The 21933-nt window shown below is 72.0% G+C and carries 19 protein-coding genes and 1 pseudogene; 12 read left to right on the top strand and 8 right to left on the bottom strand.

Translation table 11 applies throughout. From position 1 onward, the window contains the following. The first annotated feature begins 9 nt into the window (after window positions 1-9). The 4 genes from ACWC9T_RS24915 (at window position 10) to ACWC9T_RS24900 (ending at window position 4477) form a co-directional block, all read left to right on the top strand. Window positions 10-504, top strand: a complete 495-nt coding sequence (locus ACWC9T_RS24915) for a GNAT family N-acetyltransferase (protein ID WP_449823254.1) — start codon at window positions 10-12, stop codon at window positions 502-504. An 80-nt stretch (window positions 505-584) separates the two neighbouring features. Beyond that, window positions 585-1445, top strand: coding sequence for an ABC transporter ATP-binding protein (locus ACWC9T_RS24910; RefSeq protein ID WP_449823253.1), 861 nt, complete (start codon window positions 585-587; stop codon window positions 1443-1445). Beyond that, the gene (locus tag ACWC9T_RS24905) at window positions 1439-3889 is read left to right on the top strand and encodes an FtsX-like permease family protein (protein WP_449823252.1); all 2451 of its coding nucleotides are present in this window, start codon (window positions 1439-1441) and stop codon (window positions 3887-3889) included. The genes ACWC9T_RS24910 and ACWC9T_RS24905 overlap by 7 nt, the downstream gene beginning before the upstream one ends. A 90-nt stretch (window positions 3890-3979) precedes the next feature. Then, window positions 3980-4477, top strand: a complete 498-nt coding sequence (locus ACWC9T_RS24900; protein ID WP_449823251.1) for a DinB family protein — start codon at window positions 3980-3982, stop codon at window positions 4475-4477. Between the two features lie 192 nt (window positions 4478-4669). On the opposite strand, the gene ACWC9T_RS24895 is transcribed toward ACWC9T_RS24900, so the two are convergent. The 6 genes and pseudogenes from ACWC9T_RS24895 to ACWC9T_RS24870 all read right to left on the bottom strand — a co-directional run bounded on the left by ACWC9T_RS24895 (window position 4670) and on the right by ACWC9T_RS24870 (window position 9930). Beyond that, window positions 4670-4984 carry a DUF6223 family protein gene (locus ACWC9T_RS24895; RefSeq protein WP_449823277.1) on the bottom strand — a complete coding sequence of 105 codons (315 nt, stop codon included), beginning with the start codon at window positions 4982-4984 and terminating at the stop codon, window positions 4670-4672. Between the two features lie 87 nt (window positions 4985-5071). Further along, window positions 5072-5215, bottom strand: a pseudogene (locus ACWC9T_RS24890) (IS110 family transposase); the annotation flags it as partial. A 213-nt stretch (window positions 5216-5428) separates the two neighbouring features. Beyond that, a complete protein-coding gene (locus ACWC9T_RS24885) occupies window positions 5429-6130 on the bottom strand; it encodes a YoaK family protein (protein WP_449823250.1) in 702 nt (233 codons plus the stop codon). 130 nt (window positions 6131-6260) lie between these two features. After that, entirely contained in the window at window positions 6261-8141 is a 1881-nt protein-coding gene (locus tag ACWC9T_RS24880) for an amidohydrolase (protein WP_449823276.1), read from the bottom strand. Between the two features lie 65 nt (window positions 8142-8206). Next, window positions 8207-8830 carry a CE1759 family FMN reductase gene (locus ACWC9T_RS24875; protein WP_449823249.1) on the bottom strand — a complete coding sequence of 208 codons (624 nt, stop codon included), beginning with the start codon at window positions 8828-8830 and terminating at the stop codon, window positions 8207-8209. Between the two features lie 17 nt (window positions 8831-8847). Continuing rightward, entirely contained in the window at window positions 8848-9930 is a 1083-nt protein-coding gene (locus tag ACWC9T_RS24870; protein WP_449823248.1) for an LLM class flavin-dependent oxidoreductase, read from the bottom strand. Window positions 9931-10226: 296 nt separating this feature from the next. On the opposite strand from ACWC9T_RS24870, the gene ACWC9T_RS24865 reads away from it, so the two are divergent. The 4 genes from ACWC9T_RS24865 (at window position 10227) to ACWC9T_RS24850 (ending at window position 13832) form a co-directional block, all read left to right on the top strand. Further along, a complete protein-coding gene (locus ACWC9T_RS24865) occupies window positions 10227-10889 on the top strand; it encodes a hydrolase (protein WP_380416956.1) in 663 nt (220 codons plus the stop codon). Window positions 10890-10918: 29 nt separating this feature from the next. Further along, window positions 10919-11401 (top strand): DoxX family protein, encoded by a 483-nt coding sequence (locus tag ACWC9T_RS24860; protein WP_449823247.1) that lies wholly within the window; start codon window positions 10919-10921, stop codon window positions 11399-11401. Window positions 11402-11547: 146 nt separating this feature from the next. Continuing rightward, a complete protein-coding gene (locus ACWC9T_RS24855) occupies window positions 11548-12972 on the top strand; it encodes a dihydrolipoyl dehydrogenase family protein (RefSeq protein WP_449823246.1) in 1425 nt (474 codons plus the stop codon). A 95-nt stretch (window positions 12973-13067) separates the two neighbouring features. Continuing rightward, window positions 13068-13832, top strand: coding sequence for a GPR1/FUN34/YaaH family transporter (locus tag ACWC9T_RS24850; protein ID WP_449823245.1), 765 nt, complete (start codon window positions 13068-13070; stop codon window positions 13830-13832). A gap of 184 nt (window positions 13833-14016) precedes the next feature. Here the strand turns inward: ACWC9T_RS24850 and ACWC9T_RS24845 are convergent, their stop codons facing one another. Further along, window positions 14017-14571, bottom strand: coding sequence for a Dps family protein (locus ACWC9T_RS24845; RefSeq protein ID WP_449823244.1), 555 nt, complete (start codon window positions 14569-14571; stop codon window positions 14017-14019). 250 nt (window positions 14572-14821) lie between these two features. Here ACWC9T_RS24845 and ACWC9T_RS24840 point away from each other — a divergent pair, with 250 nt between their 5' ends. Together ACWC9T_RS24840 and ACWC9T_RS24835 are read left to right on the top strand one after the other, a co-directional pair. After that, window positions 14822-15658, top strand: a complete 837-nt coding sequence (locus ACWC9T_RS24840; RefSeq protein ID WP_449823243.1) for an alpha/beta fold hydrolase — start codon at window positions 14822-14824, stop codon at window positions 15656-15658. 144 nt (window positions 15659-15802) lie between these two features. Beyond that, window positions 15803-16726, top strand: a complete 924-nt coding sequence (locus ACWC9T_RS24835; RefSeq protein WP_449823241.1) for a VOC family protein — start codon at window positions 15803-15805, stop codon at window positions 16724-16726. A 201-nt stretch (window positions 16727-16927) separates the two neighbouring features. Here the strand turns inward: ACWC9T_RS24835 and ACWC9T_RS24830 are convergent, their stop codons facing one another. Continuing rightward, window positions 16928-17791, bottom strand: a complete 864-nt coding sequence (locus ACWC9T_RS24830; protein WP_449823240.1) for a helix-turn-helix domain-containing protein — start codon at window positions 17789-17791, stop codon at window positions 16928-16930. 629 nt (window positions 17792-18420) lie between these two features. Between ACWC9T_RS24830 and ACWC9T_RS24825 the strand changes: the two genes are divergently transcribed. Both ACWC9T_RS24825 and ACWC9T_RS24820 read left to right on the top strand, forming a co-directional pair. After that, window positions 18421-18879, top strand: coding sequence for an SsgA family sporulation/cell division regulator (locus ACWC9T_RS24825; RefSeq protein WP_449823239.1), 459 nt, complete (start codon window positions 18421-18423; stop codon window positions 18877-18879). Window positions 18880-19004: 125 nt separating this feature from the next. Beyond that, a complete protein-coding gene (locus tag ACWC9T_RS24820; protein ID WP_449823238.1) occupies window positions 19005-21767 on the top strand; it encodes a helix-turn-helix transcriptional regulator in 2763 nt (920 codons plus the stop codon). Window positions 21768-21933 lie beyond the last annotated feature (166 nt).

Below are 21933 nucleotides of genomic sequence, written 5' to 3'. Positions count from 1 at the left end.
GAGGAGGCGTTGACGATCCTGGATGCCGCTCACGCCCAGCGGGGCGGGCGCCTGCTCCACGCCGCGGAGGGCGATGCTCGGACTCGCCAGAGGCTCACCAATCCCGACACGTTCTTCTTCGTCGCCGAGAGCGCGGTCGGCCGCCTGATCGGCCTTGCAGCCGGTATGAGCGGCCGCGAAAACGGTGGTACTGGCCCGGCCCTTCCCGGGCTGTGTCACATCAGCATGGTTGCCGTTCACCCCGAGCACTGGGGCAAGGGGTTGGGCAAGCGGCTCATCCAGGCGCTACTCGCCAATGGCCGCGACTATGGCTACGACCAGTTCCAGCTGTTCACGCACGCCGACCCGCCGGTCTCAGCCGACCAGGACCGTCTTCATCACGGCCCCGTCGGCGGCGTCCCCAGCGCCGAGGCATGCCGCTCGAGCGGACACACCGTCACCAGCCCTGCCAGCCGGGCCGCCTGTGGCGAGCTGCGGGTGTCTGCGCCGCCCGGCCGCCCCTGATCTTGCCAGGGGTTCCTCAGGGTTGAACTCAGGGACAGTCCTGAGGTGCGGACACCACACGCGGCCCTAACGTCGGTGCGGTGGGCGACCGACGCCCTCGACCGATGTCCCGATGGAAAGGCGCGCGAGTGTTCCGGAACAAGGTGCTACCGGCACGGGCTTCGAGCCCGGCCTTCGCCGGTGCGGAGAGGACGGGCGACCTTGTCCGTCTGGCCGGTGTGCGCAAGCTCTATGGTCGTGGTGACAATCGGGTGCGGGCGCTTGACGGGGTGGATGTCGGGTTCGAGGCGGGGACGTTCACCGCGATCATGGGGCCTTCGGGTTCGGGCAAGTCGACGCTGCTGCAGTGTGCGGCGGGTCTGGACCGGGTCGACGCGGGTCAGGTCCTGCTGGACGGGGCGCCGTTGCACGAGCTCTCGGAGCGTGCGCTGACGGAGTTGCGTCGTGAGCACATGGGTTTCATCTTCCAGTCCTTCAACCTGATTCCCGCACTGACGGCACGACAGAACGTCGAGCTGCCCTTGCGGTTGGCGGGGTGGGAGATCGATGCCGTGGCGATCGAGCGGGGCCTGGCGCAGGTGGGGCTGGCCGAGCGCGGCGGGCACCGTCCAGGCGAGCTGTCGGGTGGTCAGCAGCAGCGGGTCGCGATCGCGCGTGCGCTGGTGACCAGGCCGAAGGTGATCTTCGCGGACGAGCCGACCGGCGCGCTGGACTCGAAGACCGCCCGGGAGGTCCTGGCGCTGCTGCGCGGGGTCGTCGAGGAGCACGGGCAGACGGTGGTCATGGTCACCCACGACCCGGTCGCCGCCTCGTACTCGCAGCGGGTGGTCTTCCTCGCCGACGGCAAGGTGACCGGCGAGCTGTTCGAGCCGACGGCCGAGACCGTCGCGCTGCGGATGGCCGCGCTGGAGCCCGGCGAGAACGGGACGAACCCGTGCTGAAGATCGCCGCAGCCACCCTGCGTCACCGTCTGATGGGCTTCGTGGGCGCCTTCCTCGCCCTCGCGCTCGGCACGACGATGATCGGCATGATGACGCTGACCCTGGCGGCCACCTTCGGCACGCCGCACCCGGGCCCGCAGCGGTTCAAGGAAGCCCACACGGTCGTCGCGCCGCAGGGCTTCGAGTCACGCCCGATGAAGGCCCCCGCGGTCCTGCCCGCCGACGTCGTGGCCAAGGTCAGCGCGGCGGGCAAGACCATACCCGACCGCAGCTTCCCCGTGCGGCTGAACCCCGGCCCGGGCGCGACCGGCCACCCCTGGTCCTCGGCCGCGTTCGCGGGCTACCACCTGACGGCCGGACGCGCCCCCCAGGCCGGGGACGAGATCGTCCTCGCCGGCGACCAGTCCCTGATCGGAGGTCAGACCCAGGCCGCCACCCCGGACGCCACCGGCCAGTACAAGATCGTCGGAGTCACCGACGCGCTCTGGTTCGAAAACCCGGCCTTCTTCAGCGACACCGAGGCCCAGCGCCTCTCCCCCGGCGTCAACGCCCTGGTCACCGACCAGAAAACCGAACAGCTGTCCGCCCTCGTGGCCGGCCAGGCCACCGTCCTGACCGGCGACGACCTGGTCCGCCTGGACACCGACACCACCGGCGGCGCCCAGGCCCTGGCCAACGCCCAGGCCATGGCCGGAAGCACCACCGGACTCGCGGTGTTCGTCGCCGTGTTCGTCGTCATCGCCACCTTCGCCTTCGCCACCGAACAACGCCGCCGCGAACTCGCCCTGATGCGCCTGGTCGGCGCAGCCCCCCGACAGGTGCGCCGCATGGTCCTCGGCGAAGCCCTGCTGATCGGCCTGGCCGCCGCGATCGCCGGCTGCATCCTCGCCCCGCTGTGCACCGTGACCCTGCGCTCCTGGATGCTCGACCACAACGTCGCCCCGTCCTGGTTCACCATCCCCCTCAACCCCCTGCCCCTGCTGATCTCCTTCCTCATCGGCGTGGCCGCCGCCCTGGCCGGCTCCGCCGCCACCCTCGTGCGGGTCTCCCTCGTCAAACCGATCGAGGTCCTGCGCGAAAACGCGGTCGAGCGCCGCGTCATGACCCCCATCCGCTGGCTCCTCGGCACCGCCATGCTGATCGGCGCCATCGTCGCCGGCACCGTCATCGGCCAAACCGAGCCCTACCTCGCGGCCAGCGTCCGCAAATACGAGATGGTCCCGGTCCTCTACGTCGGCGCCGTCACCCTCCTCGCACCGATCCTGCTGCGCCCCGTCACCCGCCTGCTGATCGCCCCGCTCCGCGGCTCGGCCAAGGCCGGCCCGCTCCTGGTACGCGAGAACATCCTGACCTCCCGCCGGCGCACCGCCGCAACCGTCGCCCCCATCGTGGTGGCCGTCGGCCTGGTCGCCACCCTGCTGACCATGCAGAAATCCGGCGACGCCGTGCAACTGGCCCGCCAGCAGCAGGAAATCCACGCCGCCGACGTCGTCGTGCCCGCCGGCCCCGGCATCGACGCCCGGACCCTGGACAAACTCACCGCCGTCCCCGGCATCCGCGTCACCCCCACCACCTCGATGAACATCCGTATCGGAACCACCAAGGGCGACCAGATCGACTCACTGAGCACCAACGCCCTGCCCGCGACCGCCCTCGGCACCACCGTCACCCCACCCGTCATCTCGGGCTCGCTCACCAACCTGCCCGACAACTTCCTGATCATCGACGAACACGCCGCCCGGTCCGACGACCTGGCGGCCGGCGACCACGTGGTCACCCTCCTGCCGAACGGCACACGCGTGACCTGCGTCATCGCCGCCATCGTCGCCCGCGGCCTGGGCGGCGACGACACCTACCTGTCCGCATCACTCACCGACGCGATGACACCCACCCGCGTCTACCTCGACTCCCAGACCGGCACCGGCCAACCCCTCAACCAACAACAAACGGCCGCGGTCAACCAGGCCCTCGCCGACACCGGCGCACACCTCGTCACCTACGACACCTACCTCGAAACCCAACGCGCCCACGCCGCCGAACAGAGCGACAACGCCGCCGTCATCATCCTCGGCATCGCCCTGGCCTACTCCCTGATCGCCGTCGCCAACACCCTGATCATGGCCATGGCCGGACGACGCCGCGAATTCGCCCTCCTCGGCCTCGCTGGCACCGCACGCACCCAGATCGTCAAGATCGCCGCAGCCGAATCAGCCATCGCCGTCATCGTCGGCACCCTCCTCGCCGCCATCGCTACCGCACTCGCCGCACTGACCCAACACATCTCACTCAACAAGCTCATCACCAGCGCACCAACGGTGATCCCCTGGACCCAGATCAGCGAGACCATCGCACTCTGCGCCCTCGTCACCCTGGCCACCGCAGCACAAGCAACCGCACGAGCAACCCGCCAACGAGCAATCGAAGCCGCAGGCATCCGCGAATAGAACACTGTCACCAGGGCGCTCGGCATCCCCGCCGAGCGCCCTGACGCTGTCGAAACCCTGCCAGGCGCCCCTCGCTGCCATGATGGACCCGTGGGCAACCAGAAGAGGACCGAACCTCTGCGGGTGGCCGATGAGCGCGCCACGCTGACCGGCTTCCTGCAACGCCAGCGAGACACCCTGGCCATGGCATGTGCGGGGCTCACCGCCGAGCAGCTCAGGGAGAGGGCCGTGCGACCCTCGGGCTTGTCGCTGCTCGGGCTTGTCCGGCACATGGCTGACGTCGAGCGGACCTGGTTCCGGAACGTGTTGAACGACGAGGACAGCGCTGCTCACTGGCCCCGAAGCGGCGGCGGCGCTTTCGACGTCGACACCGCAGATCCGGCCGAGGCGTTCAAGATCTGGAACGAGGAATGCGCCCGATCCCGCGACATCGTGAATGCCGCCGAGTCCCTTGACGTCGTCGGGCGGCGCCGAGACGACATCTTCTCGCTCCGCTTCATCCTCATCCACATGATCGAGGAATACGCGCGACACAACGGCCACGCCGACCTCCTCCGCGAGCACCTCGACGGAACCGTCGAACGGTAAAAGGGCCGTTACGCGTCGTAAGGATACAGTGCAGTTCGTCGACTAAAAGTAACGACCCGGGGAGCGGGTTCACATAATCGGCCCTCCCTGCGGACGATCAAGATCGTGGAAGAACCTGCGTATCTCGGCGGCGGTCTGGAAGGCTCTGCGGGCCGGTCCAACCGGGTGATCCGCTCGGTGTCCCGTGGCCGGTCAGCCGCTGCGGTGGGACCGGGTCAGAGCCAGAACGTGGAGAGCCGTACTGATCAGCCGCACGATCAGGGCGACGACGGCACCGCCCAGACCGTTGCCGGTACCGATCCCACCTGAGTCGGTAGCGGTCACCAGCGCGCCGAGGGCCATGGCGATCAGTGCCGCCACCAGGGCCGCGACCACTGCACGTCGCCCAGGTCCGGTGACGATACGCCTGGTGGAGCGGGCCAGCGCCAGCCCGCCGGTGACTGCGGCGGTCAGCGCCAGCAGCGCGGCCACGATGGCGCCGACTCGCCCAGCGCTCAGGGTGTACACGCTGGCGGCGACCGGCTGGACCGGAGCGTGAGCGGCCGCCGGTTCGGCAAGCAGGACACCTGCGGGAAGGGTTGCGGAGCCGACGGCCCCGGGGACGGTGGTGCGCTGGCGCTCGACCGCTTCCGTGGCGGCCTGGGCCAGGGCCTCGGCGCCGCGAACCTTGCCATTGCGAAGCCAGGTCGTCAGCCGGGTGCGGCCGGTGCGCCGCAGCGCGGCAGGTGTCTGGTAGCCGGCCCCCCATGCACCACCGCCACCGCCGCGCTCCTGCCCGCCTCCAGCCCGTCCCAGCCGGCAGCGCACTCCCGCTGCCAGCGAGCCCACGCCTCCTGCACCAGCCACGGACCGCCGAGGCCCCGGCCGACCAGAGCCGACCCGCCATCATGAAAGAGCCCCGGAAGGGTGTTTGCCTTTCGCCGCAACCCTCTGACTTGTGCGTGCATGACGTCAGTCGCGGTGGACCAGCAGGGTGCCACCGGCCAGGACGGCGCTGGCGACCAGCGCCCAGGCGGTCTGTCCGTGCAGGACGAGGACGGCTCCGGGGGCGGCGCCGGCGAGCATGGTGACGACGGAGAGGACCTTCCTGCGCTGGCGGGCGGCGGCGCCCCCGGCGAGGCGGGAGTCGGCGGCGAGACCGGTCAGGGTGAGGGTGAGCACGGTGGTGGTGAGGTCCGGTACTCCGAGGCTGCGAACGGTGCCGTTGCGGATGCCCATCGCCAGGGCGAGCAGGGCGATCACGACGTACTGCGCAGGCCCGTCCGCGCTCCGGACGAAGACGACGGCGGCAGCGACGCCGTACAGCGCGGCTTCCAGGACGAAGACCGTGCCCAGCCGGGCAGGGCGCCGGGGTCCGGGGTCCCAGGTGGCGAGCCGACCGGCCAGGAGCGCGCCGAGGAGGAAGGCGGCGAGGGAGGTCAGTGAACCGGTCACGGAGAAGCCGGGTGCTCCGGCGAGGGCGAAGGCGATGACGACGACGTTGCCGGTCATGTTCGCCGTGAAGACGTGACCGAGGCCGAGGTAGCTGACGGCGTCGATAAGGCCGCTGACCAGGGTGAGGCCGAACAGGGCCAAGGCGAGCGGGTGGCGGTCGTGGATCTGTGGTCCGAGTGGTGGGGAGGTGGTGTGGGAATCGGCTGCGGGCGTGGTCACGACGGCTCCTCGGTCCGGCGGGGGGGGATTACGGGCGGGGAAATGCGGCGGGGGTGATGCGGGTGGGGGTGATGCGGCCCGGGGGCACCGCCGCGCTCCGGCGGTGCCCCCGGGCCGAGTCGGCTCCCGCTCAGAAGAAGCAGGGGTCCAGCGGCACCTGCGCCTGTCCGGGCAGCGCGAGACCACGCGCCGTGCGCCAGGCGTGCTGCTCGCCGGAGGCGGCCACGGCCTCCAGCACGCCTTCGGCCTGGCGGACCCCTGCGGCCAGGCTGGGGGCGGGGGTGGCGTGGTAGCCGCCGAAGCGGGTGACCGGGCTCCAGGAGGGCGACACCTCGGGCAGGTCGGGGGCCAGGCCCTGGTGTTCCGCGGTGGCGTGGACGATCCGCCCGCCAACGACGGTGAGGACGGACTCGATGTGCGGGATGTCAGCCTCGGGCACGGTGAAGTAGTCGGCGCTGAGCAGCGCGATGTCCGCGTAACTGCCGACCGTCAGACGGCCCTTGACCTCCTCCTCGCCGGTGAGGCGGGCACCGCCCAGGGTGTAGAGCTCCAGCGCCTGGGCGCGGCTGAGCCGGTTGTGCTCGGCCGTGAGGCGCCGCCCCGAGACGGCCCGGCCGGAGACCAGCCAGTGCAGGGCGACCCAGGGGTTGTAGGAGGAGACCCGGGTGGCGTCGGTGCCCGCCGCGACGGTCAGGCCGCGGTTCAGCATCGCGCGCAGCGGCGGCGCCTCGGCGGCGGCCGGAGCGCCGTAGCGCGCGACGAAGGCCTCACCCTGGAAGGAGAGGCGGTTCTGCACGGAGACGGCGCCGCCCAGGGCGGCGATGCGGTCGAGGCTGTCCGGGCTGACGGTCTCGGCGTGGTCGAAGAGCCAGCGGTTGCCCTGGGGGAAGAGGCCCTCGGCGGCGAGCTTCTCGAAGACGGCGAGGTCGCGGCGGATGGTCTCGTCGTAGGTGGCGTGCAGCCGGAAGCCCCAGCCGTTCTCCGTCAACAGGCGGACGGCCTTCTCGAAATCGACCTCGTAGGAGCCCAGTTGTGGCCGGGGTTCGGTGAAGTTCTCGAAGTCGGCGGCGGCCCAGGTGAGGTTCTCCCCCGCACCGTTGAGGCGCAGCCACTCGTCGCCCTGCCCTGGGCGCACGGTGTTGACCCAGCGGGTGAGGTCGTCCAGCTCCTGCCCCGCGGTCTGCGGGAAGAGGTGGTAGGCGATGCGCAGGGTCAGCTCGCCTTGGCGGGCGAGTTCCATGACGGTGCCGTAATTCTCGGGGAAGCTCTGGAAGCCGCCGGCGGCGTCGATCGCGGAGGTCAGGCCGAAGCGGTTCAGTTCGCGCAGGAAGTGCCGGGTGGAGCCGATGCGGTCGGCCTCGTCCAGAGTCGGCGCCTTGGCCAGGGTCGAGTAGAGCAGCAGCGCGCCGGGGGCGGCGATCAGCAGGCCGGTGGGCTCGCCGTCGTGTCCGCGGACGATCTGGCCGCCCGCCGGGTCGGAGGTGTCCCGGGTGAAGCCGGCGGCGCGCAGCGCGGCCCGGTTGAGCAGCGCCGACTGGTAGAGGTGCAGTACGAAGACGGGGGTGTCGGGCGCCGCGGCGTTGAGCTCCTCCAGGGTGGGCAGGCGCCGCTCGGCGAACTGGTCGGCGGACCAGCCTCCGACCACCCGCACCCACTGGCCGGGCGGGGTGCGCTCGGCCTGGAGCCGGAGCATCGCCAGGGCCTCGCGCAGCGTCGGGACGCCGTCCCAGCGAAGCTCCAGCACGTAGTTGAGACCGCCGCGGATGACGTGCAGGTGCGCGTCGTTGAGTCCGGGAACGGCTCGACGGCCGAGCGCGTCGACCACCCGGGTGCCGGGGCCGACCAGCGGAGCGGCGTCCGCGTCGTCGCCGACCGCCTGGATCAGTCCGTCCCGGATGGCCACAGCGGTGGCCTGGGGGCGGCGCGGGTCGTTGGTGTACACCTTGGCGTTGCGCACGACGAGGTCGGCGGGCTGGTCGGGGGTGCCGGGACGGATGCCGGCGACGGGCATGGTGGACAACGGAGGTCCCTTCGTTCGGTGGTGTTCGGCGGTGGGGGTTGAGGGTGTGCGCGAGGTCAGTGGAAGCCGAGCGCGGAGGGAGTCACCGCCGGGGCGCCGGCCGGCCGCGAATTCGCCAGGGCCGCGAGGATCAACGCCGCTAGCTCTCCCCCGGCCCGTTCGATCCGCGCCGGCAGCCTGTCGGTGTGCGTGTCGCCCGTCCCGCCCCAGTCCTCGGAGGCCGCGAAGACCGCGGTCGGTGCGACGAGCGCGCGCTGGTAGGCGAAGAGCGGGCGCATCGCGTGTTCCAGGGCCAGGGAGTGGCGCGCGGTGCCGCCCGTCGCGCCGATCAGCACCGGCTTGCCCGCCAGGGCGCCGGGGTCGAGCAGGTCGAAGAACGACTTGAACAGGCCGCTGTAGGAGGCCGAGAAGATCGGGGACACGGCGATCAGCGCGTCCGCCGTGCTCACCTCCTCCAGCGCGCAGCCCAGTGCCTGTGTGGGAAAGCCGGAGAGCAGGTGGTGCGAGACGGGGGTGGCCAGTGGGCGCAACTCGTGCAGGCGCACCCGGGCTTCACGGCCAGCACTGGCCAGGTGGCCAGTGGTGGCCTCGGTGAGGCGGTCCGCGAGCAGGCGGGTGGACGAGGGCTGGCTGAGCCCGCCCGAGATCACGGCGAGCGTGATCGGCGAAGTCGGTTCCATGGGGGACTCCGTCCTGGTCAGAAGGCCGCGGGCACGTTGTCCCTGAGCGTGGTGTGGGTGGGGGCGTCGGGAACTGTCGCGGGCCGGCCCTTGGCGAACTCCTGGCGGAGGACGGGCACGACCTCCTCGCCGAGGATGTCGAGCTGCTCCAGCACCGTCTTGAGCGGCAGGCCGGCGTGGTCCATCAGGAACAGCTGGCGCTGGTAGTCACCGACGGCCTCGCGGAAGCCGAGAGTGCGCTCGATGACCTCCTGCGGGCTGCCGACGGTCAGCGGGGTCTGCTCGGTGAACTCCTCCAGCGAGGGCCCGTGCCCGTACACCGGCGCGTTGTCGAAGTACGGACGGAACTCACGCACCGCGTCCTGGGAGTTCTTCCGCATGAACACCTGCCCGCCGAGGCCGACGATCGCCTGCTCGGGCGTGCCGTGGCCATGGTGGGCGAAGCGCTCGCGGTAGAGCCCGACCATCCGCCGGGTGTGCTCCTGGGGCCAGAAGATGTTGTTGTGGAAGAAGCCGTCGCCGTAGTACGCGGCCTGTTCGGCGATCTCGGGGCTGCGGATCGAGCCGTGCCAGACGAACGGCGGCACGCCGTCCAGCGGCCTGGGCGTGGCGGTGAAGGACTGCAGCGGGGTGCGGAAGCGGCCTTCCCAGTCGACCACGTCCTCGCGCCAGAGCCGGTGCAGCAGCGCGTAGTTCTCCACCGCGAGCGGGATGCCCTGGCGGATGTCCTGCCCGAACCACGGGTAGACCGGGCCGGTGTTCCCGCGCCCGAGCATCAGGTCGACGCGGCCGTCGGCGACGTGTTGCAGCATCGCGTAGTCCTCGGCGATCTTCACCGGGTCGTTGGTGGTGATCAGCGTGGTCGCGGTGGAGAGGGTGATCCGCTCGGTCTTCGCGGCGATCCAGCCGAGCATGGTCGTCGGCGAGGACGGGACGAACGGCGGGTTGTGGTGCTCGCCCATGGCGAAGACGTCCAAGCCGACTTCTTCCGCCTTGAGCGCGATGGCCAGCATCGCCTTGATGCGCTCGCGCTCGCTCGGCGCCCGCCCCGTGGTCGGATCGACCGTCACGTCGCCGACGCTGAATATCCCGAACTGCATTGGGTTGCCGCCCTTCCGCTGGCTGATCGCGGCCCGACGGGGCCACCCGGCGAAACCTAGACAGCCGACACGCGCGAAGGACTTCCGCAGCGCATGACGGATTGCCCCGCAGCGCACTGAAACGCTCGACCGGCTCGCCCCGGCCTGTCGTGCGTTGTCAGGACAATCCCGGGCGCACAGCGAGCAGAACACCCGGGCCGGCCCGCACTAGCGTCGTCGAACGAGGCACCCCGGCAGCCCGGGGAAATGTCTGATGTGAAATCAATTCCCTTCGTTCACAAGGAAAGAGGAGACCCATGGTCGACTTCGCCAACGTCCACGCCGCCCCGAGTCCCGACCTGCTCACCCCCGACAACGCGATGATGCTGTTCGTCGACCACCAGCCGCAGATGTTCTTCGGCACCGGCAGCGGCGACCGCACCGCGATCATCAACGCCACCGTCGGCCTGGCGAAGGCCGCGAAGATCTTCGGCGTGCCGACGGTACTGTCCACCGTCGCCGCCGAGTCCTTCTCCGGCCCGCTCCTCCCGCAGCTGAAGGCCGTCTTCCCCGGTCAGGAGGTCATCGACCGCACCAGCATGAACGCCTGGGAGGACGAGGCCCTGGTCGAGGCGGTCAAGGCGACCGGCCGCAAGAAGATCATCCTCTCCGGTCTGTGGACCGAGGTCTGCCTCGTCCTGCCGGCCCTCTCCGCGCTGGACCAGGGCTACGAGGTCTACGTCGTCGCCGATGCCTCCGGCGGCGTCAGCCCGCTGGCCCACGAGCACGCCCTGCAGCGGATGACCGCCGCCGGCGCCGTGCCCGTCACCTGGATCCAGGTCCTGCTGGAGCTCCAGCGGGACTGGGCCCGCGCCGAGACCTACGTCCCGGTGACCGAGCTGGTCAAGGAGCACGGCGGCGCCTACGGCCTGGGCCTGGTCTACGCCCACTCCATGATCGACCCGCACGCCGCCGGCTGACGGACCGCACCGAACCAACGGAGTCCGACATGAACACCGGCCTTCTCCTGCTGCGCCTGGTCGCCGGTCTGCTGATCGCGGGCCACGGCGTCCAGAAGATCAGCTTCCACCTCGGTGGCAGTGGCCTGGAGGGCGGCAGCGCCGAGTTCCGGGGCGACGGCTTCCGTGGCGGCAAGCTCACCGCGCTGGCCGCTGGCGGCACCCAGATCGGCGCCGGACTGATGCTGGCCGCCGGCCTGCTCACCCCGCTGGCCGGCGCGGGCCTCATGGGCGTGATGACGGTCGCCCTGACGGTCAAGTGGCCCCACGGGCTGTGGGTGCAGCACGACGGGTACGAGTTCCCGTTCGTCCTGATCGTCATCGGCGCGGCGCTGACCGCCACCGGCCCCGGCCAGTGGTCGGTCGACGGCGCCCTCGGCCTGGCGCACTGGCCGCTGTGGTGGCTGCCCGCGGCCGTGGTCGCCGGGGTGGGCGGCGGCCTGGCCACCCGGGTCGCACTGCACCGCGCCTGAGGCGGCTGCGACCGAACGGTCTCGGGCCCCTGGCAGCAGAACTGCCCAGGGGCCCGAGACCGCCGGAACGCGGGAACGCCGACGGCCAACTCATTCGATTTGTGAACGATCGTCATCCGCAGGGGTGACGAGGAGACGGCTGACAGATGAGTGGATCCGAAGAGTTCGACGTCGTGGTGCTCGGCGCCGGTCCGACCGGGGAGAACCTCGCCGATCGCGCGCGAGCGGGCGGGCTGAGTGTGGCGATCGTGGAAGGGGAGCTCGTCGGAGGCGAGTGCTCGTACTGGGCCTGCATGCCGAGCAAGGCGATGCTCCGCCCGTCGGCCGCCCTGCGGGACGCCCGGCGGCTGCGCGGCGCCCGGGAGGCGGTCGCGGGCGCTCCGGACGCCACCGCGGTGCTGCGTCGGCGCGACGGCTTCGCCTCGCACTGGCAGGACCACGGCCAGGTGACCTGGCTGGACTCCGCCGGGATCACGCTGGTCCGCGGGAACGGCCGACTGGACGGCCCGCGGCGCGTGCTGGTGGACGGCGCCGACGGAGCCCGCCGCGTCCTGACCGCGCGCCAAGCCGTGGCGGTCTGCACCGGCACCCGCGCCGCCCTGCCCGACCTTCCGGGCATCGAGCGCAGGGGTGCCTGGACGAGCCGGGAGGCGACCAGTTCCGCCGAAGTTCCCGCCCGACTGGCCGTCGTCGGCGGCGGCGCCGTCGCCGCGGAGATGGCCACGGCCTGGAGCGCACTGGGCAGCCGGGTGACCCTTCTCGTCCGCGGGTCCGGGCTGCTGCCACGGATGGAACCCTTCGCGGGCGACCTCGTCACCGCCGCCCTTCGGGAGTCCGGTGTCGACGTACGGACCGGGGTGTCGGTGAGCGGCCTGACCCGCGACCGCGAGGTGGTCCTGGACCTCGGGGAAAACGGTGAACTGCGTACCGACGAAGTGCTGTTCGCCACCGGGCGAAGGGCCGCCACGGAAGACCTGGGGCTGGAGACGGTCGGTCTGGAGCCCGGCGGGTGGATCGCGGTGGACGACACCGGGCTGGCCGTCGACGTGGACGGCGGCTGGCTCTACGCCGCCGGCGACGTGACCGGCCGCGCGCTGCTGACCCACCAGGGCAAGTACCAGGCACGGGTGTTCGGCACGGCGATCGCCGACCGGGCGGCCGGCCGGGAACTGGACGTCGTCCCTTGGGGGCGCAGCGTCGCGACCGCCGACCGGGCCGGCGCGCCCCAGGTGGTCTTCACCGACCCGGAGGCGGCCTCGGTCGGCCTCACCCTCGCCGACGCGTCCGCACGGGGGCTGCGGGTGCGGGCCGTCGACTACGACATGGCCGACGTGGCAGGTGCCTCGCTGCACACCGACGGATACCGCGGCCGGGCACGAGCCGTCATCGATCTGGACCGGGAAACCGTGGTGGGGGCCACCTTCGTCGGTTCCGGGGTCACGGAGCTGCTGCACTCGGCGACCGTCGCCGTCACCGCCGAGGTGCCGCTCAGCCGGCTCTGGCACGCGGTACCCGTCTACCCGACCATCAGCGAGGTCTGGCTGCGCCTGCTGGAGGCCTGGCGCGGCTGAGGAAGAAGTCGCAGCTGAAGTCGCAGAGCAAGCGGGCAGCCGCCCTGTCGGTGGTCGCCCGAGGACACGAAGCACCGGGAGCAAGGAGCGAAATGATGGTGGCGGCAACGAGAGAAGACGAGCGGGTGCGCGAGCCGGACCCGACGGTGACCGGGATCGAGACGCCCACGGGCACGGATCCGGTGGCCGGTAGCGGAGCCGAGCCGGACCTGCACGCGATGACACGGATCACCCTGCGGCCCATCGCCTCGCCGATGCCCCTGGGCTTCTTCACGGTGGCCATCTCCTCCGTCGTGACCAGCAGCCTGCAGCTCGGCCTGATCGACAGTGCGAACCGGCAGGCCGTGGCGCTCACGGTCTTCTCCGCTTTCGTGCTCCAACTACTGGTCAGCGTCCTCGCGTTCGGCGCCCGTGACGTCATCGCGGCGACGCTGATGGGCGGATTCGCCGGCGCCTGGCTGGCCAACGGCCTGGTCACGGCGGCGGACGCCCACGGCGGGGCGCAGGTGCTCGGCGTGATGAACCTGGTGTTCACGGTCTTCGCCGCGCTGATGGCATCGGTGGCCAAGCCGAAGAAGGTGCTGTGGCTGCTCCTGCTGATCGCCGTGCCGCGCTACTTCGTCGCCGGCGTCTACGGCCTCTCGGGCGCGGCCTGGCTGGGCCACGCCGCCGGGGCACTCGGCATGCTCCTCGCGGCGGTCGCGATGTACGCCGCCTACGCCCTGATGCTGGAGGAGCTCCGAGGCAGGGAGGCCCTGTGGATCGGACGCAGCGGTCCCGTGCGGGAGGCCATGCACGCGGGACTGGCCGACCAGCTGAACCGGCTGGAACAGCAGGCGGGTGTGCGCCGGACCCTGTAGTCGGTGGCCCGTCCGACCACTCGGATCCGACGGCGGGACGCGATTCGGCTGTGTTCGTACCCGAGGACCGGGTACGAACACAGCCGAATCGCGTTTCGTCCACGGCCTGCGGGGTCTGCGCCCCGGAACCGGTGGACTGCGCGAGAAAGTGCCGGGCCCGCCGACGAACGGACCCGGCCCGCGGTCACGCCCCGGTCTCGGGGGTGACGACCAGGTGCTCGGCGAGGAACCAGACCTGGGTCTCGCCGGTGCGGATGATCTGGGACACCAGGAGGTCCTGGGTACCGTCGTCGCCGAGCCCCGCCGTGCGGGTGGCGGCGTCGCGGACGTCGGCGAGGATGGTCTCGTGGGCGTCGAGCAGGCGCGAGAGCATCGAGTGCACGTCCTCCACGCCGTCCGGCGGGCGCGGCACCCCGGTGATCAGCGCGGCGTGCCGGGGGTCGCCCACGGCGACGCCACCGAGCGTCTGCACCCGCTCGGCAAGCGCGTCGACCAACTCCAACTGCTCCTGGGCGTGCTTGTCGAAGAGCAGGTGCAGCTGGTAGGCGGTCGGCCCGCGCATGCCCCAGTGGCACTTCTTGTACAGCGAGTACAGGAACTGGGTGTCCGCGAGGACGCGGTTGAGCCGCTGGCACGAGTACTGCCGGACGTCGTGGGAGAGCGCGATCGGCAACTGGGTGACGGTGCCGAACTCCTGGATTTCCGAGGTGTGTTGGTGGAGGTGCGGCTGGCTGGTCATGGTGCTCCTGGGAATAGCTGGGCTGTTCGGGAATCAGGCTAGGAACGCGCGAGCCCACGGCCTGTTCCGACGGCGCACCGCCTGCGGTCCTTCCGCGCACCAGCACGGGAGTCAGCCCGTGTGAATCGTCGGGCGCACCTGGAGCACTCTCGGGCGACACCGGGTGCTCTCCGAGGCAACAAGCCGGCGAGGGTCGCCCCTAGCGTGAGCCGCATCGCAGCCACTCGCTGTCCGAGAGATAGGAAAAACCATGCCGTTCATCACCGTTGGCCAGGAGAACTCCACCTCCATCGACCTCTACTACGAGGACCACGGCACCGGGCAGCCGGTCGTCCTGATCCACGGATTCCCGCTGAGTGGACACTCCTGGGAGCGGCAGAGCGCCGAGCTGCTGGACGCCGGCTACCGGGTCATCACGTACGACCGGCGCGGCTTCGGTCAGTCCTCGCAGCCGACCACCGGCTACGACTACGACACCTTCGCCGCTGACCTCAACACCGTGCTGGAGACCCTCGACCTGCGGGACGCCGTGCTGGTCGGCTTCTCGATGGGCACCGGCGAGGTCGCCCGGTACGTGTCCACCTACGGTTCGGCCCGCGTCGCCAAGGTCGCCTTCCTGGCCTCCCTGGAGCCGTTCCTGCTCAAGACCGACGACAACCCGGACGGCGTCGCCCCGAAGGACTTCTTCGACGGCATCGTCGCCGCCGTGAAGGCCGACCGGTACGCCTACTACACCGCCTTCTACCAGGACTTCTACAACCTGGACGAGAACCTCGGCAGCCGGATCAGCGAGGAGGCCGTCCGCAACAGCTGGGACGTCGCGGCGAGCGGCGGCTCCTTCGCCGCCTCGGCCGCCCCGACCACCTGGTACACGGACTTCCGCGCCGACATCCCGCGCATCGACGTCCCCGCCCTGATCCTGCACGGCACCGGCGACCGCATCCTGCCGGTGGAGAACACCGCCCGGCCGTTCCACCGGGCGCTGCCCTCCGCCGAGTACGTGGAGATCGAGGGCGCGCCGCACGGCCTGCTCTGGACCCACGCCGAGGAGGTCAACACCGCGCTGCTCGCCTTCCTCGCGAAGTGACCCGGGCGGCCGCCCTCCCCCGACCGCGGCCGTCCGCCCCGTCGTCGGTACCGCCGTCGCCGGCGACCGCGGTACCGACCACTGACCCGCGCCCGGCGCCGTCCCCCGCGGGTGCCGGGCGCGCACCACGACCAGGAGGTCCCCGTGAAACCTCGATTCGCCCGACGCGTGGTCCCGTTGGTGGCGGCGGTCGCCGCACTGGCGGCGGTCCCCACTGCCTCGGCCACCCAGAGCAGCCCGGCGAAGCCGCCGGGCGCGCACCGGCACTTCGCCGTCGGCCCGCAGTACGACACAACCCACGTGTACGTGTCGCCTGGCACCGAGCAGGCCTTCGTGACCAGTTGGACGGCCACCTTCGGCGGCACCACGCTCGGCCCGGTCTCCACCCAGGTGACCCCGACACCCAGCCGGACGCTGTCCGAACTGATCGTGTCGCCGGTCGGCACGCTGTCGGTGTTCGACTACACCACGCCCGTGCCGTACCCGTTCGGCACCGAGCGCACCGGCTGGCTGGTGACCGACCTCGACCAGGCGGTCCGGGCTGCCCGCGCCGACGGGACGGCCGTGACCGTGGCGCCGTTCGCCGACCCGATCGGCCGGGACGCCGTCGTCCAGTTCCCCGGCGGGGTCAACGCCCAGCTGTACGTCCACACCACCGCGCCGTCCTACCCCGCCCCGGTCAGCGTGCAGGAGAACCGGCTCTACCTGTCGCCGGACTCCGTCGGCGCCTTCCTGGACAGCTACCTCGCCTTCACCCAGGGCCGCGTCGTCTCCGACGACCAGCGGGCCGACGGCGCCGCCATCGGCCTGCCCGGGACGACGTACCGGCTGGTCCGGCTCACCTCCGGCTTCGGCACCACCACCGTCGCGGTGACGGACGGCCACCTGCCGCACCCGTTCGGCCTGGAGACCACCGGCTACGGCGTGCCGGACCTCGGCGCAACCCTGGACCGGGCCAGGGCGGCCGGCGCCACCGTGCTGTCGGGGCCGGTCCGCGCGGGCGGACGGGAGAGCGCGATGGTCCGGTTCCCGGGCGGCTACGTCGCGGAGATCCACGCCGGCCGATGACCGGCCCGCAGGCCCCCCGTACCCCCGGCGCTGCACCGCCCGTCCTCACCAGGACCGGCGGTGCAGCGCCGCCGGCACGGTGTCGACGGCCTGCAACAGCGCGGCCAGGACGGGTCAGGCTGCGGAGCCGTCGTGGACGAGCCGGACGGTGGGCCTGGTGGGGGCTATGGCGGCTTCTTCGGATGACACCGGGTGGAGGGATCAGGAAGCAGGATTGCGGCCCTCGGTCCGGGTGGCGTAGGCCTGCCACTCGCGGGGCGAGACGCCGAAGGCGTCGCGGAACGCCCGGCTGAAATGGGAGTGGCTGACGAAGCCCCAGCGGTGCGCGACTGCGGACACACTGGCCTGCCGACGGGACGGGCGCCCCAGCTCCCGACGGCAGGCGTCCAGCCGACGCCGCCGCACCCACTGGCCCACGGTCATCCCGTCCTGCTGGAAGAGCTTGTGAAGGTAGCGCACCGAGATGTGCTGCGAGCGGGCGATCGATCTGGGCGAGAGGTCCGGGTCAGCGAGGTTCTGCTCGATGTGGGCGCGGATCCGAGACAGCAACTCGGCCGCGCCGGTGGGGTGTTCCGGGTCCTCCCGGTCGAGCAGCTCGGTCACCAGGATGGCGACGATGTCGGAGGCAGTGCGCGCGAGGTGATGGCCCGGCCGGGCCCGGTGGGCCCGCGCCTGGGTGGCCAGAGTACGGAGGAACTGGGAGGCGAGCGAGCCGATCCCCTCGTTCCCCCGCGCCATCAGCCCGCCCGCGCGCCGGACATCGCTCTGCCGGACGCCCAGGTAGAAGCAGGGGACGCGGAAGCGGACCATCCGGCACTCGGAGTCCTGCAACAGGGCCGCCGGGTGCGGGGTGGTGCTGATCAGCAGGTCCCCCGGGGCCAGCACGGTGGTGGCACCGCCGCGACGGACGGAGGCCGCACCGTGGATGTGCAGGGCGACGTAGAGGCAGTCCTCGGGATCGGTTCCGGGCGGCGGGGAGAGGATGTCGATGCAGCCGTTGCCGCCGACGCGGGCGGCCTGGTCGAGCAGGTGGACTTCGGCTTCGGGCGCGGGGGTTTCGGGCATGGGCGAGGGACCCGACTGGTTCACGGGAGACTCCGACCGGTTGGAAGTGGTGCTGTGCGGATGCTGGCGAGGGTGGCTCGCCGCACGGCTGGGCGGCGGCGCCACCGGCAACGGGGCGTTCAGGAGGGGAAGTCCTTCCGGCGCCATTCATACAAGGAGTGGAACCGCTGGACAAACATTCAACAAACCGAGGTTCCGACGGCTCCGCCCGACCCGGACGGCGCTCACCCCGGGTGGAATCCACTCCTCGGAGAAGGCCCCATTGACACCTTTCCGGAAGACCAAAGAGCTTGCAGGGCAATGAAGTTCGGTCCACCGACACCGGAGCAACGGCGATCGGAAGCCGCCTGACCGCACCGCTCCCCGACAACGGGCACGGCCGGGGCGAGCGCGCTTCCCGGCCAGCCCGGCGGCCGGGAAGGTGCACGGACCGTCACGTCGCCGTGCACCACCGGAACATCCCCGCCGACCCCCTCCCCAGCCTGGGCGGCGGATCCGCCGCCCCCGGTCCACGGCAGCTACCGGGGCCCGAGGGCGGGACCACCGCGCCGCCCCGCACGGCCCCACCCCACCCCGCGCGCACCGGCACCGGCACCCACCCCGACACCGATACCGACCCAGGAGTACCCATGCCCGCCCACCAGCCGCTGCCCAGCCCCTCCCAGCGCCGCCCGGAGGCCGCCAGCACCGAGATCCTCCTCGACGCCCGACTCGTCCTGGGCGAGCACGAGTCCCTCGACGTCCCCGTGCGTCTGGGCTACCGCAGCGACGACCCGCTCGCCGTCGCGCTCGAGTTCCTCGGGCCGGCCGCCGCGGCAGGCGTCTGGCACTTCTCCCGCGACCTCCTCTGGGAGGGACTGCAGCGGCCGGCCGGCCATGGCGACGTCCGGATCTGGCCCCCCTGCACCTGCCACGGCCGGGCGGCCCTGCGCGTCATGCTCCGCAACCGCGACGAGGTCGTCCTGATCGACCTCCCGTCCCGTCAGGTGCGCCGCTGGCTCCGCCGGGAGACCTTCACCCTCGTCTCTCCGGGCACCGAAGCCGACTCGATCGACTGGGACGCCGAACTGCCCGGCCGCACCGGCTGAGGGTCCCGCTGCCGCCACCTGCGGTGCAGCGGCCGACCACCCACCGCGTACCCTCTGGAAGCCGGGAACAGTGGCACGGCCGGAACCCGGCTCCGGTCGGCGTGGGCGGACGGGAAGAAGCTCGAATGGCAGGGTCAGGCGGTCCGCTGTCCCATCGCGGTCTGCGCGGCCGGGAGGCCGAACTCGCACAGCTCCAGGCGCTGATCACCTCGGTGGCCGGCACCGGGAGTGGCGGACTGGCCCTGATCCAGGGGGAACCGGGCATCGGCAAGACCACCCTGCTCGCCGAGGCCGCCGCCCGGGCCGCCGCGGCGGGGTTTTCCGTGGGCCTCGGCAAGGCCGATGAGCTCCACCACATCGTGCCGCTCTCGTCGTTGGCGGCCAGCATCCTGCAGGGCGACCGGCCGCTGCTGTCCGGCGACGACCTCGCCGATCTCGCCCGCAACCACGACCAGCGGATCTGGCTGGTGGAACGCCTGGCGGAGGCGATCGAGTCCCGAGCCACCGACGCGCCGGTGCTGATCGGCCTGGACGACGTGCAGTGGGCCGACGCGCTGAGCCGGTTCGCCCTGCAGCAGCTGCCGACCCGCCTGCGGACCTCGCCCGTCCTGTGGGTGCTGACCGGGCGCCGGGAGCCCGCCGGCCCGGCCGAGGAGATCGTGGCGGCCGCCGCCGGCAACCTTCCGACGGTCGCGGTGTCCCTGGGCCCCCTTTCCGACGCGGCCATCGGTCAACTGGCCGACGACACGCTCGGACCGGCGGTCGACACGTGGGTGCGGGAGCTGCTCGACGGCGCCGGCGGGAACCCGTTCCTGGCGGTCGAGATGCTGGCCGGACTGCGGACTGCCGACGCCTCGCAGGACGTCGTGCCCTCCCGGCTCGTGGTCGGCGTGCGCGGCAGGCTCCGGTCCCTGCGGCCCGGCACGCTGCGCTTCCTCCAGATGGGCGCGGTGCTGGGCCGCCGGTTCGGCTTCGAGGACGCAGCCGCGCTCTGCGACCGCCCGGCCGCCGCGCTGCTCCCGGCGCTTGAGGAAGCGGTGTGCGCCGGGCTCCTGGACGATGACGGCGACCACCTGGTCTTCCGGCACGATCTGCTGCGCCAAGCGGTCTACGCCGACATCCCGCCGTCGGCCCGGAAGGCCCTGCACCGCGAGGCCGCCCGCCGCCTGGTCGCCGCGGGCCGGCAGCCGACCGACGCGGTGCCGCACATCCTCCGGGGCGCCGTGCCCGGGGACGAGGAGGCCGTGGCGCTGCTGCGGCGAGCGGCCGACGACGTGCTGGCGGTCACCCCGGGCCCGGCGGCCGACCTGATGCTACGAGCCCTCGAACTGGCTCCGTCGGCGGGACAGTTGAAGTTCGATGTGGGCGAGCAGACGATCCTCTGCCTGACCCGGGCTGGCCGCAACCGCGAGGCGCTGGAGACCGGCGACCGGCTGTTGGCCGCCCGGCCGCCGCTGGAGACCTTCGGCCGGCTGCAGTCCGCTCTGGGCGGGGCGCTGTGGACCATGGACCTCGCCGACGAACTGCGCCGCCGGGCCGAGGCCGCGCTCGCCGCCGGCGGCTCCGCCCCGGAGATCTGCGCCCGGCTGGCCGCCCTGCGCGCCCTGGCCCTGTCCCGGAGCCGTGACCTGGCCGCGGCGCGGGAGGCCGGCGAGACCGCGCTGCGGACCGCCACCGCGATCGGCGACCGGGAGGCCCACGTGCTGGCCCTGTCCGGGCTGGGCGAGACCGCGCTGAACGCGGGGGAGAACGCGGTCGCGCTGGAGCGCTTCGCCGCGCTGAGCGCCATCGACTCCGCCTTTCTCCCCGAGGAGGTCGTCGCGCACGTGCACGTGGACGACTTCGCCTCCGGTGAGCGCCTGCTCCTCCGGGCGGCGGACCGGGGCGGTGCGGTGCGTCAGGCCATGCTGCTGTGGGCCCAGGGCCAGCACGACCTGGGGCTCGGCCGACTCGACGACGCCGAGGCCGACTTCGTGACCATGGAAAGCCTGGAGGACGAGGTGCGGGTGCCCGTCCAGCAGGTGAACGGGCGGGTGATCCGCTCCCGGATCGCCCTGCTGCGCGGCGACCGCGAGGCGGCCCGGGAGCACCTGCTCGCTGCCCGGGAGGGACTGGCCGTGAAACCGAACCCGGGCAACACGGCCGCGGTGCGCTTCCTGGAGGCCGTCCACGCCGAGGCCGACGGGAACGTCGCACTCGCTGTCGACCGGATCCGCCGAGTTCAGCAGCAAGGACCCTTCATGCGATGGCGGCTGCTACGCGACTGGGTCGACGCCGGGGTCCGGATGTCCCTGCGCGGCGGGGAGCAGCAGCTCGCGGAGGACCTGGCCGCGCAGGCCGAGGCCCACGCCGAACGCAACCCGTCCGTGCCGACCGCCACCGGCGTCGCGGCGCAGGCCCGCGGGCTCGTACGGAACGACCCCGCCGTGCTCGAACACGCCGTGGAAATGCTCGGGGCGAGCCCCCGCCCGCTGACCCGGGCCGCCGCCCACGCTGATCTCGGCCGAGCCCTCCTGGCCGCGGGGCGGCGAAGCCAGGCGGTGGCCGCGCTGGCGCACGCGCGGGACACGTTCGCCGAGTCGGGCGCCCACGCCGCGGCGGCACAGGTCCGACGCGTCCTGGAGGGCGCCGGGGCCGACACCCGCCGGACAGCGACCGTGCAGCGCCCCGTCCAGGGCTGGGGTGCCCTCACGGCCTCGGAGGAGAAGGTCGCGCGCCTCATCGCCCAGGGCCACACCAACCGGTCGGCCGCCGACGTGCTGGTGGTGTCCCCGCACACCGTCAACACCCATCTGACGTCCGTGTTCCGCAAGCTGTCGATAGGCTCCAGGGTCCAGCTCGCCAACCTGGTCGCATCCCTCCCCGACGCCCGAGAAGGCGTTGGGTGATCGATTGACTCCGGAGCATGAGTCCGGGGTGATGGTCTTCACGGTCGGGACGTCCGCGAAGACCACCGCCGCGTGTGCCTGTTCACGCAAGCTGGAGCTGCGGACAGCAAGCCACCCGTCACGAGAGGGAGGACGCGGTCCTGACCGAGAAGATCAAGGAGGTCCA

Source organism: Kitasatospora sp. NPDC001159 (assembly GCF_053598235.1).
Note: the sequence above shows the minus strand (reverse complement) of the source record. Positions and strands in the feature narration are given on the sequence as shown.